This is a genomic window from Sphingopyxis sp. (assembly GCF_036261875.1).
In the GTDB taxonomy this organism is placed as follows: Bacteria; Pseudomonadota; Alphaproteobacteria; order Sphingomonadales; family Sphingomonadaceae; genus Sphingopyxis.
Genome location: NZ_DATAJZ010000022.1, coordinates 185,209 through 200,469, shown reverse-complemented (window position 1 = coordinate 200,469; position 15,261 = coordinate 185,209). Strand labels below are relative to the sequence as shown.

At 66.4% G+C, this 15,261-nt stretch carries 16 protein-coding genes; 3 read left to right on the top strand and 13 right to left on the bottom strand.

Going from position 1 to position 15,261, the window contains the following annotated elements; all coding sequences use genetic code 11:
- Window positions 1–6: 6 nt before the first annotated feature.
- The 5 genes from rodA to VHO04_RS10240 are packed head-to-tail and all read right to left on the bottom strand — an operon-like array spanning window position 7 to window position 5,517.
- Window positions 7–1,113 carry a rod shape-determining protein RodA gene (gene rodA, locus VHO04_RS10260; RefSeq protein ID WP_329628237.1) on the bottom strand — a complete coding sequence of 369 codons (1,107 nt, stop codon included), beginning with the start codon at window positions 1,111–1,113 and terminating at the stop codon, window positions 7–9.
- The gene (gene mrdA / locus VHO04_RS10255; RefSeq protein WP_329628236.1) at window positions 1,110–3,017 is read right to left on the bottom strand and encodes a penicillin-binding protein 2; all 1,908 of its coding nucleotides are present in this window, start codon (window positions 3,015–3,017) and stop codon (window positions 1,110–1,112) included. The genes rodA and mrdA overlap by 4 nt, the downstream gene beginning before the upstream one ends.
- Before the next feature lie 9 nt (window positions 3,018–3,026).
- Entirely contained in the window at window positions 3,027–3,548 is a 522-nt protein-coding gene (gene mreD / locus VHO04_RS10250; protein ID WP_329628235.1) for a rod shape-determining protein MreD, read from the bottom strand.
- On the bottom strand, window positions 3,545–4,453 hold the full coding sequence (mreC, locus tag VHO04_RS10245) for a rod shape-determining protein MreC (protein WP_329628234.1): 909 nt from the start codon (window positions 4,451–4,453) through the stop codon (window positions 3,545–3,547). Before mreC ends, mreD begins: the two co-directional genes overlap by 4 nt.
- A 17-nt stretch (window positions 4,454–4,470) precedes the next feature.
- Window positions 4,471–5,517: a rod shape-determining protein gene (locus VHO04_RS10240; protein ID WP_054725639.1), complete on the bottom strand. Its 1,047-nt coding sequence runs from the start codon at window positions 5,515–5,517 to the stop codon at window positions 4,471–4,473.
- 193 nt (window positions 5,518–5,710) lie between these two features.
- Here VHO04_RS10240 and mutL point away from each other — a divergent pair, with 193 nt between their 5' ends.
- Both mutL and VHO04_RS10230 read left to right on the top strand, forming a co-directional pair.
- Window positions 5,711–7,528 (top strand): DNA mismatch repair endonuclease MutL, encoded by a 1,818-nt coding sequence (gene mutL, locus VHO04_RS10235; RefSeq protein ID WP_329628233.1) that lies wholly within the window; start codon window positions 5,711–5,713, stop codon window positions 7,526–7,528.
- 1 nt (window position 7,529) lies between these two features.
- Window positions 7,530–8,069 (top strand): hypothetical protein, encoded by a 540-nt coding sequence (locus VHO04_RS10230; protein ID WP_329628232.1) that lies wholly within the window; start codon window positions 7,530–7,532, stop codon window positions 8,067–8,069.
- Window positions 8,070–8,169: 100 nt separating this feature from the next.
- Here VHO04_RS10230 and VHO04_RS10225 read toward each other — a convergent pair whose 3' ends face one another.
- The 4 genes from VHO04_RS10225 to VHO04_RS10210 are packed head-to-tail and all read right to left on the bottom strand — an operon-like array spanning window position 8,170 to window position 12,282.
- The gene (locus tag VHO04_RS10225) at window positions 8,170–8,628 is read right to left on the bottom strand and encodes a MaoC family dehydratase (RefSeq protein ID WP_329628231.1); all 459 of its coding nucleotides are present in this window, start codon (window positions 8,626–8,628) and stop codon (window positions 8,170–8,172) included.
- A gap of 41 nt (window positions 8,629–8,669) precedes the next feature.
- Window positions 8,670–9,866, bottom strand: a complete 1,197-nt coding sequence (locus VHO04_RS10220) for a nucleotide pyrophosphatase/phosphodiesterase family protein (RefSeq protein WP_329628230.1) — start codon at window positions 9,864–9,866, stop codon at window positions 8,670–8,672.
- Window positions 9,867–9,908: 42 nt separating this feature from the next.
- Window positions 9,909–11,480, bottom strand: a complete 1,572-nt coding sequence (locus VHO04_RS10215; protein ID WP_329628229.1) for an alkaline phosphatase D family protein — start codon at window positions 11,478–11,480, stop codon at window positions 9,909–9,911.
- Window positions 11,481–11,535: 55 nt separating this feature from the next.
- Window positions 11,536–12,282 carry a MauE/DoxX family redox-associated membrane protein gene (locus VHO04_RS10210; protein WP_414713100.1) on the bottom strand — a complete coding sequence of 249 codons (747 nt, stop codon included), beginning with the start codon at window positions 12,280–12,282 and terminating at the stop codon, window positions 11,536–11,538.
- 31 nt (window positions 12,283–12,313) lie between these two features.
- On the opposite strand from VHO04_RS10210, the gene VHO04_RS10205 reads away from it, so the two are divergent.
- On the top strand, window positions 12,314–12,715 hold the full coding sequence (locus VHO04_RS10205) for a MerR family transcriptional regulator (protein ID WP_329628227.1): 402 nt from the start codon (window positions 12,314–12,316) through the stop codon (window positions 12,713–12,715).
- Between the two features lie 130 nt (window positions 12,716–12,845).
- Here the strand turns inward: VHO04_RS10205 and VHO04_RS10200 are convergent, their stop codons facing one another.
- From VHO04_RS10200 to VHO04_RS10185, 4 genes are all read right to left on the bottom strand, one after another.
- Entirely contained in the window at window positions 12,846–13,157 is a 312-nt protein-coding gene (locus VHO04_RS10200) for a GIY-YIG nuclease family protein (RefSeq protein WP_329628226.1), read from the bottom strand.
- 61 nt (window positions 13,158–13,218) lie between these two features.
- Complete coding sequence (gene ychF, locus VHO04_RS10195) at window positions 13,219–14,316, bottom strand: redox-regulated ATPase YchF (RefSeq protein WP_329628225.1); 1,098 nt, start codon at window positions 14,314–14,316, stop codon at window positions 13,219–13,221.
- Between the two features lie 3 nt (window positions 14,317–14,319).
- Window positions 14,320–14,739, bottom strand: coding sequence for a GNAT family acetyltransferase (locus tag VHO04_RS10190; protein ID WP_329628224.1), 420 nt, complete (start codon window positions 14,737–14,739; stop codon window positions 14,320–14,322).
- Window positions 14,736–15,257: an AAA family ATPase gene (locus tag VHO04_RS10185; RefSeq protein WP_329628223.1), complete on the bottom strand. Its 522-nt coding sequence runs from the start codon at window positions 15,255–15,257 to the stop codon at window positions 14,736–14,738. The genes VHO04_RS10190 and VHO04_RS10185 overlap by 4 nt, the downstream gene beginning before the upstream one ends.
- Between the last annotated feature and the right edge of the window lie 4 nt (window positions 15,258–15,261).

Sequence of the window (15,261 nt, the reverse complement as noted above, 5' to 3'; positions counted from 1 at the left end):
CGCGCCTCAGTGAAAGCGGCGGTTGCCGGTCTTGCTGTCGTTCTCGACCGCCAGGATGATGCCGACGCAGGTCATGATCGTCAGCATCGACGAACCGCCATAGGAAAAGAGCGGCAGCGGAATGCCGACGACCGGCGCCATGCCCATCACCATCGACAGGTTGATCGCGATATAGAAGAAGATCGTCATCGTCAGGCCGGCGGCGGTCAATTGGCCGAAGCGCGTGCGGGCGCGCAACGCGACGCGCGTCCCCCAGCGGATCAGCAGGAAGAAGGCAAAGAGCAGACCGAGCCCGCCGATCAGCCCCCATTCCTCCGCCATCGTCGCGAAGATGAAGTCGGTATGCCCCTCGGGCAGATAGTCGAGGTGGCTCTGCGACCCGTTGAGGAAGCCCTTGCCGCCGATCCCGCCCGATCCGATCGCGATCTTCGACTGGCTGATATGATAGCCGGCGCCGAGCGGGTCGCTTTCGGGATCGAGGAAGATCAGGATGCGCTTCTGCTGATAGTCGTGAAGCATCGAGAACAGCACCGGAAGCGCCGCGGCGCCCGCGCCGGCAGCGCTGCCGAACCACCAGAAGGGCAGGCCGGCGACGAACATCACCACGACCCCGCCGATGCTGATCGCAAGCGCGGTGCCGAGATCGGGTTGCAGCATGACGAGCGCCGCGGGAACGCCGATCGCGGCGAGCGCGGGCCAGAGCGCGGTGAAGGTGCGCGTGCTGCCGGGCGGGAGCTGCGCATAGAAGCGCGCGAGCGCGAGGACGATCGCGACCTTCATCAACTCGGACGGCTGGAGGTTCATGAAGCCGAGGTTGAGCCATCGCTGGCTGCCGCCGCCGACGAAACCGAGCAGTTCCACCGCGACGAGCAACAGCAGCACGCCAAGATAGCCGAGGTAGGAGAAATCCTCGAAGATCCGGAGCGGCATCCGGCTGATGCCGAGCATGACGCCCAGGAAGATCAGGAACCGCACACCCTGCTGCCAAGCCCAGGGCGACCAGCTTCCGCCCGCTGCCGAATAGAGGACGAGCAGGTCGAAGGCGACGATCGCGCCGAGCAGCGCGATCAGCTTCCACGGAATGCGCTGGATGGCGGGCGGGACGGGGATCATTGCGCGAGCCCCGGATCGGGCGCGGCGATGCCGGCCTTCCAGGCCGCATAATTGCGGTCCATGCGCTCCTTGATCGTGCCGCCCCAGCCGGCCTCGAACGCATCGAGCGCTTCCATCGCCTTTTCGCGATCGTAGAGGAAGGTGAGGATGTCCTTGGCAACGGGGGCGGCGGCGCGGCTGCCGCCCATGCCGTGCTCGATGATCACCGATATGGCGTAGCGGGGATCGGCGACCGGCGCGAAGCCGATGAACAGGCCGTGGTCGCGGAACTTCCACGTTCCGCCCTTGCCGTTGCCGGTGTTGAGCCCGCGCACCTGCGCGGTGCCGGTCTTGCCCGCCATGGTGATCCCGTCGAGCGGCAGGCGGCTGCGCCCGGCGGTGCCGCCGGGCCCGTTGACGACCAGGTCCATGCCCAGGCGCGCGGTTCCGAGCGCTTCGGCCGAGAAGGGCAGGGGGTCGTTCTTGAACTGCCGGTTGACGAGGCGCGGATAGAGGCTGCGGCCCGAGGCGATGCGCGAGGCCATGACCGCGAGCTGGAGCGGGTTCACGCTGACATAGCCCTGACCGATCACCGCGTTCAGCGAATCCGATGCCGACCAGGGCTGGCCGTATTTCTTCATCTTCCACGCGCTGTCGGGGATGGTGCCGAACCGCTGATTGCTGCCCGCGAGCTGGAATTCCTCGCCAAGCCCCATCAGGCGCGCGGTCGGGGCGATCGCGTCATAGCCCAGCCGGTCGGCGACCCAGTAGAAATAGCTGTTGCAGCTTTTCATGATCGCGTGCGGCATATCGAGGCTGCCGTGGGTGCCGAGGCAGCGGAAGAAGCGGTTGCCGAGGCGGTAGCCGCCGATGCAGGTGTGGCGCTCGCTGGGGTCCATGCCATGCCCGATCGCCGCGATTGCCGCCATCGGCTTCAGCGTCGATCCGGGCGGATAGAGGCCGCGCGTTGCCTTGTTGATCAGCGGCTGATGGTCGTCGCCGCGCAGCCAGCTATATTCCGACGTGCTGATCCCGTCTGAAAAGCTGTTCGGATCGAAGCTGGGCATCGAGACGAAGGCGAGGATGTCGCCGGTCAGCGTGTCGATGACGACCGCCGCGCCCGATTCGGGGCCCATGCGCCGCGCGGCATAGTCCTGCAGGTCGGCGTCAATCGTCAGGTGGACGGTCTTGCCCTGCGTGTCGGGCTGGGTCGAAAGCTCGCGCACCACCTTGCCGCGCGCGGTGACCTCGACGCGCTTGGCGCCGGGCTTGCCGCGCAGCATGTCCTGGAAATATTTTTCGAGCCCGTCCTTGCCGGTCTTGTAGCCGGGGGTGATGTAGAGCGGGTCCTTGACCTTCTCATACTCCTCGGCGGTCGGCGCGCCGACATAGCCGATCAGATGGCCAACCGCCGCGCCGGTCGGATAGTTGCGCGCAAAGCCGCGTTGCGGCGCGATGCCGGGAAGCTCGGGCAGGTGGACGAGAATCGAGCTATATTCCTGCTCGGTCATGTCCTCGGCGACCGCGACCGGCTGGAATCCCGACGCGGCTTTCAGGTCGCGCTCGATCCGCTCCATCGCGTCGCCGTCGAGCCGCAGCAGCGTCTTGAGCTGTCCTAGCACCAGATCCTTGTCGTGGAGCCGGTCGGGGATGATGTCGACGCGCAGGCTGACGCGGTTGTTCGCCAGCGCCTTGCCGTGCCGGTCGACGATCCAGCCGCGGCGCGGCGGCACGAGCGTCAGATTGACGCGATTGCTTTCCGATTGCAGGACATAGCGTTCGTTGTCGACGACCGAGATATAGGCCATGCGCGCCGCGAGCGCGCCGAACAGGGCCGCCTGCGCCCCGCCGACGACGATCGCGCGGCGGGTGAAGGTGATGCCCCTCCAGGCTTCGGTGATGGGCGGGCTCTTCTTGCCGAACATTGGGCGGATTTATCTGCGCTTCAGGCGGAAATTGTCAAACTTCCCCGTGAGGCGAAGGAAGAGCGGAACCAGGAGGACCGAGACGACGATCTGCGGCGCGACGAGCCCCAGAACACGTCCCGTTGCGGCGTGCGGGTGCGTGAGCAGCGCCGCGAGAGCCTGGATGATCGCGACAAGTAAAGCGCCAATCGCCCAGTCGTGAAAAAAACCCCGCCAATAGATGCGCTGTGAGAGATAGGCGATCGCGATGCTGGCCGCGGTCCACAGAAAGACCGCGGTGCCGATCGGCGCCCCGCTGAACAGATCGTCCCACAGACCGAGCGGCAGACCTATCCACACCGGCCACATCTCGGTTCTGAGGAGCTGCCACGACAGGAAGAAAAGCAGCCCGAGCGGCGGCAGCACCGGCGAGCTCGCGACGAGCGGCAGCATCAGCGGCAGCGCGGAGGCGAACATCACGCTCGCGACCGGAACGACGATCATCCGCCAGCGCGAGGCCGGCTCGCCGAGGCGGGGGCCTTTCGGGTTCATGGCGCCTTCGGGACTTCGGGGATGGCGCCCGGCGCGGACCTCAACAACTGCGCTTCGGCATCTTCGGGCGTGTAGGGACGCAGCACCGATACCGCATCGACCTTTGCGGGATCGGCGAGCGGGCGCGCGAGCGCGCCGTCATTCTGGCGGCGCGCGACGATCGCGACCGGGATATTGGGCGGATAGAGGCCGCCGGTGCCCGAGGTGAGGAGGATGTCGCCGGGCTTGAACGGATTGTTCGCGATGTTGAGCGTGCGGACGTCGAGGTCGCCGTTGCCGCGGCCATAGGCGAGCGCGGGCAAGCCATCGCGCGCCCGGCGGACGGGAACGATCGTGTCGATATCGGTGATCAGCAGCACCTGCGACACCGACGGTCCCGACCCCAGCACGCGCCCGATCAGCCCGTCGGCGCCGCGCACCGGCTGTCCGGCCTCGACTCCCAGATTGCGGCCGATGCTGAGCAGCGCGATGCGCTTGCTGCTGGTCGAGGTCGAGGTGAGGAGATAGCCGTTGGCGATCGCGCTCTTGTCGGTTTCCTGCAGCTTGAGCAGCGCCTTCAATTGGCGGTTCTCTTCCTGCAGCGAACTCGTCGCGACGAGCTGGCGCCGCGTTTCGGCGAGTTCCTTGCGCAGCCGCCGGTTCTGCGACCCCGCGCCGACATAGGCCGAGACAGCATCGTCGATGCCGGAGATCGAGCCGATCGCCGAGCGCGTGGCGCGGGCCACCGGCGCCGTCACCTCGTGGCTCGCGATGCGAAGCTGGGCGAAACCGACGGGATCGACGACCGACAGCACGGCCAGCAGTAGGCCCGCCACCGCCCCGGTCACCGCAATGACATAGGCAGCGAACAGGCTGTACTGGGCCTTTCGGGATTGCCCCGGACGCCGATGTGCCGGGCGGACCATGATGCGAGCCTAGACGATCAGGCTTGCTGCAGCACGCCGCGGAAGGCCGGATCCTCCATCGCGCGGCCGGTGCCGATCGCGACGCAGGTCAGCGGGTCCTCGGCGACCGTGACCGGCAGCCCGGTCGCGTCGCGCAGCAACTCGTCGAGTTCGGAGATCAGCGCGCCGCCGCCGGTCAGGACGATACCCTGGTCGACGATATCGGCGGCGAGTTCGGGCGCCGTGTTCTCGAGCGCGATGCGCACGCCCTCGACGATCGTGCCGATCGGTTCGGACAGCGCTTCGGCGATCTGCGCCTGGTTGATCGAGATTTCCTTCGGCACCCCGTTGACGAGGTCGCGGCCCTTAATGTGGATCGTCATGCCGACGCCGTCGGCGGGAATGCGCGCGATGCCGAAATCCTTCTTGATCCGCTCGGCGGTCGCTTCGCCGATCAACAAGTTGTGGTGGCGGCGGACATAGGAGACGATCGCCTCGTCCATCTTGTCGCCGCCTGCGCGGACCGAGGTGGTGTAGGCAAGGCCGCGGAGCGAAAGCACCGCGACTTCGGTCGTGCCGCCGCCGATGTCGACGACCATCGACCCGATCGGTTCGGTGACCGGCATGTCGGCGCCGATCGCGGCCGCCATCGGCTCCTCGATCAGCCACACTTCGCTCGCGCCCGCGTTCGAGGCGGCGTCGCGGATCGCGCGGCGCTCGACGCTGGTCGAGCCCGAGGGGACGCAGATCACGATCTCGGGGCTGCGGAACGCGTTGGGCTTGCCGCCATGCACCTTGGTGATGAAGTGCTTGATCATCTGCTCGGCGACATCGATGTCGGCGATGACGCCGTCGCGTAAGGGGCGGATCGCTTCGATGCTGTCGGGGGTCTTGCCCATCATCAGCTTGGCGTCGTCGCCGACCGCCTTCACGCGCTTGATGCCGTTCAGCGTCTCGACCGCGACGACCGAGGGTTCGTTGAGCACGATGCCCTTGCCGCGCACATAGACGACCGTGTTCGCGGTGCCGAGGTCGATCGCCATGTCCTGGGAGTTGAATTTGAGCCAGCGGGAAAAGAAGGACATCTATACTGCTTCCTGTCATCGAAGCTGCGTCCCTGACGGACACGCCCCTATCGTGATTCCATCCGCGCGCCCGGCCGGCGACAGCTACAATCAGGGGGAGATTCCGGCTCGTCCACAAGGGGCTGGCTGGACAAAATGATCAGGCTGTGCGGATGGGTCGCGATTTGCGTCCGACTGCGCTACGAGAGGCCCCATGTCAATACGTCGCCTGCCGGAAAAGCTCGTAAATCGGATCGCGGCCGGTGAAGTGGTCGAAAGACCCGCCGCAGCGCTCAAAGAGCTGGTTGAAAACGCCATCGACGCCGGTGCGACTCGCATTTCGGTGCGAATCGCCGAGGGCGGAATCCTGTGGCTGGAGGTCGAGGACGACGGCTGCGGCATGACCGCCGCCGACATGGCGCTCGCGCTCGAACGTCATGCGACGTCGAAGTTGCCCGACGATGCGATCGAGGATGTGACGACATTGGGTTTTCGCGGCGAGGCGCTGCCCTCGATCGCCAGCGTTGCGCGGCTGACGCTCGACAGCCGGGTGGTGGGCGGCGACGGCTGGCGGCGCGTCGTCGACAATGGCGCGCTCGCGGCCGAGGGGCCGGCGGCGCGGGCGAAGGGCACCCGCGTCCTCGTCGAGCATCTGTTCGCGCGCGTCCCCGCGCGGCGCAAGTTTCTGCGCAGCGGCCGCAGCGAATATGCCGCCTGCCTCGACGTCGTGAGGCGGCTCGCGATGGCGCGCCCCGACATTGCGTTCGTCGTCGAGCATGACGGCCGCCGTGTGCTCGACGTCCAGGGCGGACAGGACCGGCTCGCGCGCGTCGCGGCGCTGACCCAGCGCGAGCTGGCCGCGAACAGCATCGGCGTCGATCTCGACCGCGGCGAGGTGCATCTGGGCGGCGTGATCAGCCTGCCGACCTACAATCGCGGCATCGCCGATCATCAATATCTGTTCGTCAACGGCCGCCCGGTGAAGGACCGGCTGCTCGTTGGCGCCTTGCGCGGCGCCTATGCCGACCTGCTCGCGCGCGACCGCCATCCGGTCGTCGCGCTGTTCCTCGACGTGCCGACGAGCGAGGTTGACGTCAACGTCCACCCTGCCAAGACCGAGGTGCGCTTCCGCGATCCGCAGCTTATCCGCGGCATGATCGTCGGGGGCTTGCGCCGCGCACTCGACGAGCATGGTTTCCGCAGCGTCCAGCGCCCCGCCGAGGCAGCGCTGGCGGCTTGGCGGCAGGAACCGGTGCCGCCGCCCGAGCCCGCAAGCGGCTTTCTCTTCGGCCGCCGCACCGAGCCCGCCGTGCATCTCTTCGGCACCGACATGCCGCCGGCGAACGAGGCGGTCGCGCGCGTCTATGACCGGCTCACCCCCTTCGCGAGCGCACCCGCACCGCTTGCGGGCCGCGCCGAGGTCGCCGAACTGGCGCCTCCGCAAGTCGATGAACATCCGCTCGGCATCGCGCGCGGCCAGATCGCGAAAACCTATATCGTCGCCGAGGCCGAAGATGGCCTCGTCATCGTCGACCAGCACGCCGCGCACGAACGGCTCGTGCTCGAACAATTGCGGCGCGGGATGAGCGGGCAGGCAGTGCCGTCGCAGGGCCTGCTGCTGCCCGAGGTCGTCGAACTCGACGAGCCCGCGTGCGACCGGCTCGAGGCCGCGGCGCCGCAGCTTGCCGCGCTCGGTGTCGAACTCGAACGCTTCGGCCCCGCCGCGGTGATGGTGCGCGCGACCCCAGCGATGCTGGGGGCGATCGACTGCCACAAGCTCGTCACCGACATCGCCGACGACCTCGCGGGCTACGACGCTGCGCTCGGCCTGTCGGAGAGGCTCGAACTCGTCGCCGCGACGATGGCGTGCCACGGCTCGGTGCGCGCGGGGCGGACGCTGAATGTTGCCGAGATGAACGCATTGCTCCGCCAGATGGAGGTCACGCCGCACTCGGGCCAGTGCAACCACGGGCGGCCGACGTGGGTGAAGCTGGCGATGGACGATGTCGAAAAATTGTTCGGGAGGAAATAGGATGAAGCGTCATATTGCGGCGGCTTTGCTGACCACGGCCCTGATCGGCGCCCCGACGATTGCCGCCAAGCCGGCGAAGCCCGCCCCCGCCTGCGCAGCGGGCGCCGTCCTTCCGCCCGAGCTTTCCGACTGGTCGCGCGCGGCGGCGAGCAAGACCATCTATGCCTATGGCGAATCGCGCGAGGCCAGTTGGCCGTCGCTCGGGGCGGCGCGAACGGCGCTGGGGCTCCATCGCTTTGAAAGCCTGCGCTTCGAGATCGCGCCCGAACGCAAGCCCGATCCCTTCAAATATGGCGGCATGGTGCCGATCGAGGTCAAGACGCCCGGCCGGCTGGTCGTCGCGCTCGGCGCGGGGGCGTGGATCGACCTCGTTCGCGACGGCAAATTCCTGAAATCGGCCGCGCACGGCCACGGCCCGGACTGCTCGGGCATCCGCAAGATGGTCGAATATGACGTCGAACCGGGCCGCTATCTGCTCCAGATATCGAGCGCCCCCGCCGCGTCGATCGACGCGATGGCGATCCTGCGCGACTCTCTCTGATCGTCATTGCGAGCGGCGAAGCCGCGCGGCAATCCAGAGCGGCTGTAAACCGCCCTGGATTGCTTCGCTGCGCTCGCAATGACGATTTTCCAATTGAAAATCAGTCCGCGCCGCCCACGTCCCGCACGCGGATCAGACCCGCCGAGCGCATCGTCATCACCGGTTCGTCATGCTGGTTGAACACGGTCATCCGCGACTGGATGATCCCCATTTCCGGCCGGCTTCCCGACCGCCGCTTTTCGAGTATTTCGCTCTCGCAGCGCAGCGTGTCGCCCGGATAGACGGGCTTCAGCCAGCGCAGATCTTCGATCCCAGGCGAACCGAGCCCGGCCTGTTCGTGCTGCTTCATGTCGTCGACCATCATCCGCATCATCATCGCGCCGGTATGCCAGCCGCTCGCCGACAGCCGCCCGAAATAGGTCTGCGCCGCCGCCGCGTCGTCGAGGTGAAAGGGCTGCGGGTCATATTTGGACGCGAAGTCGATCACTTCCTCGCGCACCACCTCTTTGCGGCCGAACCGCCGGACGACGCCGACCTCTATATCTTCATAGTAAAGCATGGCCCGCCTATGACGCGATCGGCGCCCCTCGCGCAAGCCGTCTATTTTGTCAGCCGTTTCGCCAGGACCCCGCTCGCGTCGCTCGGCAGCGGCGCGACGCCGAGCAGGCGCATCAGCAGCGGATAGACTTCGATATTGTCGACGATGCCGATGTCGCCCGACAGGCCGGTGCCGCTCGCGACGAACAAGGCGAGCATCTCGGGGTCCTGATTGTCATAGCCGTGCGCGCCGCCCTTGACCGGATATGCGGGCGGTCCGGCCAGGATCGTCCAGCCCGGCTCGGCGATGCAGATAATGGCGGCGACGCGGGGATTGCGGCCATAGTGGAGCCGCTCGGGCAGCGCCTCGCGGCGGCTGCATGCCATATGGTCGTGCGGTTTCAACAGCGCCGCATAAACCCGGTCGTCGGTTCCCGCCGCCGGCTCGATCGCGGCATAGGGGCCGGTTTCGACGGCGATGATGCTCGGCAGGTCGATCAGGTCGGCAAGCTGGATCACGCGTGCGTCGTCGGTGGCGTGCATTCCGTGATCGGCCACGATCAGCAGCCGCACCGGCTGGCCCAGCGCGCCCAGTCCCGCGACGAGGTCGCCGATGCGGGCGTCGACCTCGGCGATCGCAGCGTTCACCTCGGCGCTGTCGGGACCGAATCTGTGGCCTGCCGTATCCACCGTGTCGAAATAGAGAGTGACGAAGGCGGGGCGTATCGCTGCCGGGCGCCGCATCCAGTCGAGCACGGTCTCGATCCGCTGGGCATTGCCGATATGCTCGTCGTAGCGCAGCCAGTCGGGCGGGCGAACCCCATGGATCGCGACCTCGCTGCCCGGCCAGAACATCGTCGCGGTGCGCACGCCCGCCTTGCCCGCGGTGACCCACGCCGGTTCGGCCTCGTCCCACCAGAAGGGATCGAGCGCCTGTTTCGCATCGCCCAGGCTGAATTTCACATCGGGACGGCGCGGGTCGATCATATTGTTGCCGGTGATGCCGTTGGTGTCGGGGCGCTTGCCGGTGACGATCGCGTAATGATTGGGGAATGTCTTGGTCGGAAAGGATGGACGCAGCTTGCCATGGGCGCCCTCGGCCGCGAGCCGCGACAGGTTCGGCGTGAGGCCGCGATCGAGATAGTCGGCGCGGAAACCGTCGATCGAAACCAGCACCGTGACCGGCGTCCGCGCGTCCTCGTCGGCGTGCGCCGGCGCCGCCGCGAAGAACAGGAGCAGGATGGCGATCAGGCGTTTCATAGGCGTTTCCTGCAATCGGTTCGTTATGCGATCATGACAGGATCAGGCCGACATCTTGATGCCCGCGACGCCGTTCTCGACGACCCCCGTCGCGCGCTTCGACAGCGTGTTCACCGGCGTCGTCACCTTGTCGACGGTCATGAAATGCGTCTGCCACGCCTCGCGGCCGACTTCGCAGACCATATAGCCGCGCAGATCGTTGGCGAATTTGAGCTCGGGATTGCGCTTCAGGAAGACGTCGGTGCCCTTGCGCAGGTCGCTGCCGTCGCCGCCGCTGGTGATCGAAGTGCCGACGAACTCCGCGCCGACCACCTTGTCCTTGAGGATCAGGTTGCCGCAGAAATTCTGATGCTCGTCGCCGGTGATGACCACCGCGTTCTTCAACCCCGCGAGGCGCGAGAGCATCCGCTCGCGCGGCGCTTCATACCCCGCCCAGCTGTCAAGGTTCAGGATCTTCTCCGGATCGCGGTCGTCGCGCTGGCGGTCGAGCGACATCATCGTCACCTGCTGGGCGATGCCGTTCCAGGTCGCGCCGCCTTTCGCCAGATTCTTCGCGAGCCAATCGTCCTGCGCCTTGCCCAATACCTCGGCATTTTTGGCGAAGACGTCGGGGCAGGCGGGCTTGAAGCCGTCGCCGCACGGCTGGTTGTCGCGATATTGGCGCGTGTCGAGGATCTGCATCGACAAAAGGTCGCCATAGCGCAGCTCGCGGTTTGCGGCGATGAAACCGCCCTTGGGGAGCAGCGCCTTGCGCACGGGCATATGCTCGTACCACGCCTGGAACGCCGCCTGCCGCCGCAGCATGAAGATGTCGGGCGGCGGCGCGTCGGGATCGTTGACGTCGAGCCCCATCTTCCAGTCGTCATAGACCGAGACCCAGTCGTTGCGGATTTCGTGATCGTCGAAGCTGGAGATGAAGGCGTGGACCGATCGCGCCGCCTGCATGTCGATGTCGAGCAGGGTCTGGGTGTAGGAGGTGCGGAAATCGGTGAGGTCCTGCAACCCGCGCAGCGCATATTTGCGCACCGGCCGCACCGGCAGGCCGTCGGGGAAGAGATAGTCCTGCTGATATTCATAGATGAAATCGCCGTAGTGATAGACGAAGGCGAGATCTTCGCGTGCGAGGTGGCGATAGGCGCCGTAGAAGCCCGATTCATAATGCTGGCAGCCGCACACACCGAATTTCAGCGCGTCGGTGCGGGCACCGACCATGGGGAGCGTGCGCGCGCGTCCGCGCAGGCTGCGCTCGCCGCCCGCGGTGAAGCGGTAATAATAGGGGCGGTCGGGTTTCAGTCCCGCGACCTCGACATGGACGCTGTGGCCGAGCTCGGGCCGCGCGAGCTCGGTGCCCTTGGCCGCAATGGTGCGAAAGCCGCCGTCTTCGGCGACTTCCCACTCGACCGGCACATTGACCAGCGGCATCCCGCCGTGCCGCTCCATCGGGTCGGGCGCGAGCCGCGTCCAGATTACGAAACCATCGCTCGCCGGATCGCCCGCCGCGACGCCCAGGCTGAACGGAAAATCGCGGAAGAAGCCCGCTTCCGCGCGCAGGATCGCGGGGGCGGACAGGCCCGCGAGCGTGGCGGTGGCGAGGAAATGGCGGCGGTTCAGCATGGGCACTCCACAGGCAAGGGCGACTCAATGCCAGCGGCATAGCCCAGCTATCCGATCAGAACCACATTAGCGCCATCCACAGCGCCATCGCGATCATCATGACATTCTCGGTCAGCGAGACGAAGCCGAGCGGCACCTTGCTGCTGCCGCCGACGCAGGCGCATTTGATGTCGCGCTTGTCGATGTAGACCGCCTTGAACACCGACACTGCGCCGATGCCGCCGATGAACAGCGCGACCGGGATCGACAGCCAGGGCAGGGCGTGCGCGGTCATCAGCACCCCCGCCAGCCCCTCGGCGAACGGATAGATGCTCGCATAAGGCACCCAGCGCCGCGCGAGCAGGTCGTAATTCAGGAACATCGTCGCGAACTTGTCGACGTCCTGCAATTTCAGCAGCGCGAGGACGATCATGCTGAACGAGATGAACCATTCGGCGGCGCGCAGCGTGAACGGCGTGCCGTCGACGGCAAAGCCCGCCGCGAGCGCCATCAGCGCGGTCATCGCGAACAGTGCGATCACCGGCGTGTAGCTCGTGGCGTCGGGGTCGGCGACCTTCAACCCGAAATGGCGGCGCAGGTCGTCATAGCCGCCGATGCGGACGCCATCGATGAAGGTCTGCGGGGTCGTCTTCACGCCATGCTCGGCCTTGAACGCGTCGGTCTCCTCGCGCGTCGTCAGCCAGCGGTCGTCGACTGCGAAGCCGCGGCTTTTCAGAAGATGTTTTGCCTTGATGCCATAGGGGCAGATATGCCCCGGCATGACCATGCGATGGAGGATTGCCTGTTTCGTCATACGCCCCATATAGGGTCCGTACCATGGTACGGAGTCAAGCATGTCCTTCACGATCGGAAAATTGGCCGCCGCGTGCGGGGTCGGGGTCGAAACGGTGCGCTATTATCAGCGCCGCGGCCTGCTCTGCACGCCGGTGCGCAGCGGCGGCGACGGTTGGGGCGGCGGCGTCCGCCGCTATGGCGAGGACGATGTGCGGCGGCTGAAATTCATCCGCGCGGCGCAGGCGTCGGGCTTCACGCTCGAGGAGATTTCCGAACTGCTCGCGCTCGAGGAAAGCGACGACCGCATCCGCGTGCGGGCGCTGGCGCGCCAGCGGATCGACGCGCTCGACGAAAAGATCGCGCAAATGACCGAAGCCCGCGCGGCGCTTGCGCGCCTCGCCGATCAGTGCGCGGCAAGCGATGTGGGGCCATGCCCGATACTGACGGCGTTCGAGCCGTAACACCGTGTCATTGCGAGGAGCGCAGCGACGAAGCAATCTCCAGCTATCGGGCTTTGCGCAAGGCCGATGGCTGGAGATTGCTTCGCTTCGCTCGCAATGACGAAAGGGACCGATCCAAAACCATCCGGCTTCAGCGGCCTGCCTGTTTTCCAGTCAACTCGGAAAACAGATCGCGCCATTCCGGGTTTCCGGCTTCAATCAGTGCGACTTTCCTGGCTCGCGATCCTGCCTTGATCTGTTTTTCGCGGCTGATGGCGGAATACATATCGCCATGCATTTCGAACCAGACGAGCTTGTCGCATCGATAACGCGCCGAAAAGCCGCTCGTCTTCTGCCGATGCTGCCATGCGCGACCGATCAGGTCGGAAGTGACGCCCGTGTATAATACGCCGCTCTTCCGATTGGTCATGATGTAGACTGCGGGCTGAGCGTCCGGGCGCATAGCTGGAGATTGCTTCGTCGCTGCGCTCCTCGCAATGACGAAGTTTCAGAGCGCCGCCCGATCAGCTATGTAAAAAGTGCATCACATCCCCGTCCTGCACGACATAGCCCTTGCCCTCGGCGCGCAGTTTGCCCGCTTCGCGCGCCTTGGCCTCACCGCTCAGCGTGACATAATCGTCGAAAGCGATCGTCTCGGCGCGGATGAAGCCCTTCTGGAAATCGCTGTGAATCTCGCCCGCTGCTTCGGGCGCGCTCGCGCCCTTGTGGACGGTCCAGGCGCGCGCTTCTTTCGGCCCGACGGTGAAGAAAGTCAGAAGATGGAGCAATTCATAGCCGGCACGGATTACGCGCGCGAGGCCGGTTTCGTGGAGGCCCATCTCCTCGAGGAACATCATCCGCTCGTCGGCGTCCATGCCGACCAATTCGCTCTCGATCGCCGCCGAGACGATCACCGCCTGCGCGCCTTCGGCCTTCGCGCGCGCGAAGACGGCTTCGCTGTGGGCGTTGCCGGTCGCGGCGTTACCCTCTTCGACATTGCAGACATAGAGGACGGGCTTGGTGGTCAGAAGCTGCGCTTGGCGGAGGATGCGCTCCTCCTCGACGTCCTTCGGCTCGGTCAGCCGCGCGGGCTTGCCGGCGCGCAGCAGGTCAAGCGCCTGCCCCAGCACCGACGCCGCCGCCTTGGCTTCCTTGTCGCCGCCCGTCGCTTTCTTGGCGAAGGCGGGAACGCGCTTTTCCAGGCTTTCGAGGTCGGAAAGCAGCAGCTCGGTCTCGACCGTTTCGGCATCGGCGACCGGATCGACCTTGTTCTCGACATGCTGGATGTCGTCATCCTCGAAACAGCGCAGGACGTGGACGATCGCGTCGACCTCGCGGATGTTGCCGAGGAACTGGTTGCCGAGCCCTTCGCCCTTCGACGCCCCGCGCACCAGCCCCGCGATATCGACGAAGGCGAGCTGGGTCGGGATGATCTTCTGGCTTCCCGCGATCGCGGCGAGCTTGTCGAGCCGCGCGTCGGGCACCGCGACATTGCCGATGTTCGGCTCGATCGTGCAGAAGGGATAATTCGCTGCCTGCGCCGCCTGCGTCTCGGTCAGCGCGTTGAACAGGGTGGACTTGCCGACATTGGGCAGCCCGACGATCCCGCATTTGAAACCCATTTTCTAACCCTTTTGACCAAGCCAGCGCGCAAAGACGCGCACCGGCTGATATTCCCAATCGAGGCGCTCATAGAGCCCCGCGGCGGGATTGCCATCCCGAACCATCAATTCGACCTTCGGACAGCCGCGCGCGGCAAGCCAGTCGCAGCCGCCGTCGAGCAGCCTGCGCGCGATCCCGCCCCCGCGCCGGTCGGGCCGCACGCCCAGATAATAGACCCAGCCGCGATGCCCGTCGAACCCCACCATGACCGTCCCGACGATCGCGCGCGCCGCTTCGGCGAGCAGAATCGTCGAGGCGTCGTGGCCCAGCGCGCGGTCGAAATCGGCGCCGGGGTCGTTCCACGGCCGGGTGAGGTCGCAGCTTTGCCACAGGGCGACCACGGCGTCGCGATCGGCGTCGGTTGCCATGCGCACGGTGGTCATGACGATATGCCTGCCTTTGCCGGAAGCGCGGCGAGCCAGCGCCGCAGCGCCCGCGGATTCCTCAGGCGCACGATCGTGCCTTCATAATGGCTCAACCTGCTCTCGGTCCGCCGCCGCGGGCCGCGATTCCAGGTCAACACATAGAGAAAGAATGCGAGGTCGAAGCGTTCGACGCATCCTTCTGTCATGTCGGGCCGCGTCCGCCCGCGATAGGTCCAGATGCGCCCGAGCAGCCGGCGAAGGCAGAGGCGGATCGGATAGTCGAGATAGACGACGGTGTCGGCGCGCGCGAGCCGCTCGGCCAGCGTTGCGCCGTAATTGCCGTCGATCAGCCAGCGCTCGCTCGCCACGATCGCGTCGAGCTTCGCATGGAGTTCGGCGTCGCTGCCCTCGACCCAGCCGGGCTGCCAGTGGAGCTGGTCGATATGATGGACCGACAGGGCGAGCCGTCGCCCCAGCTCGGTCGCGAGGGTCGATTTCCCGGCACCGCTTGGGCCGATGACAAGCACCCGCTCCACGGCG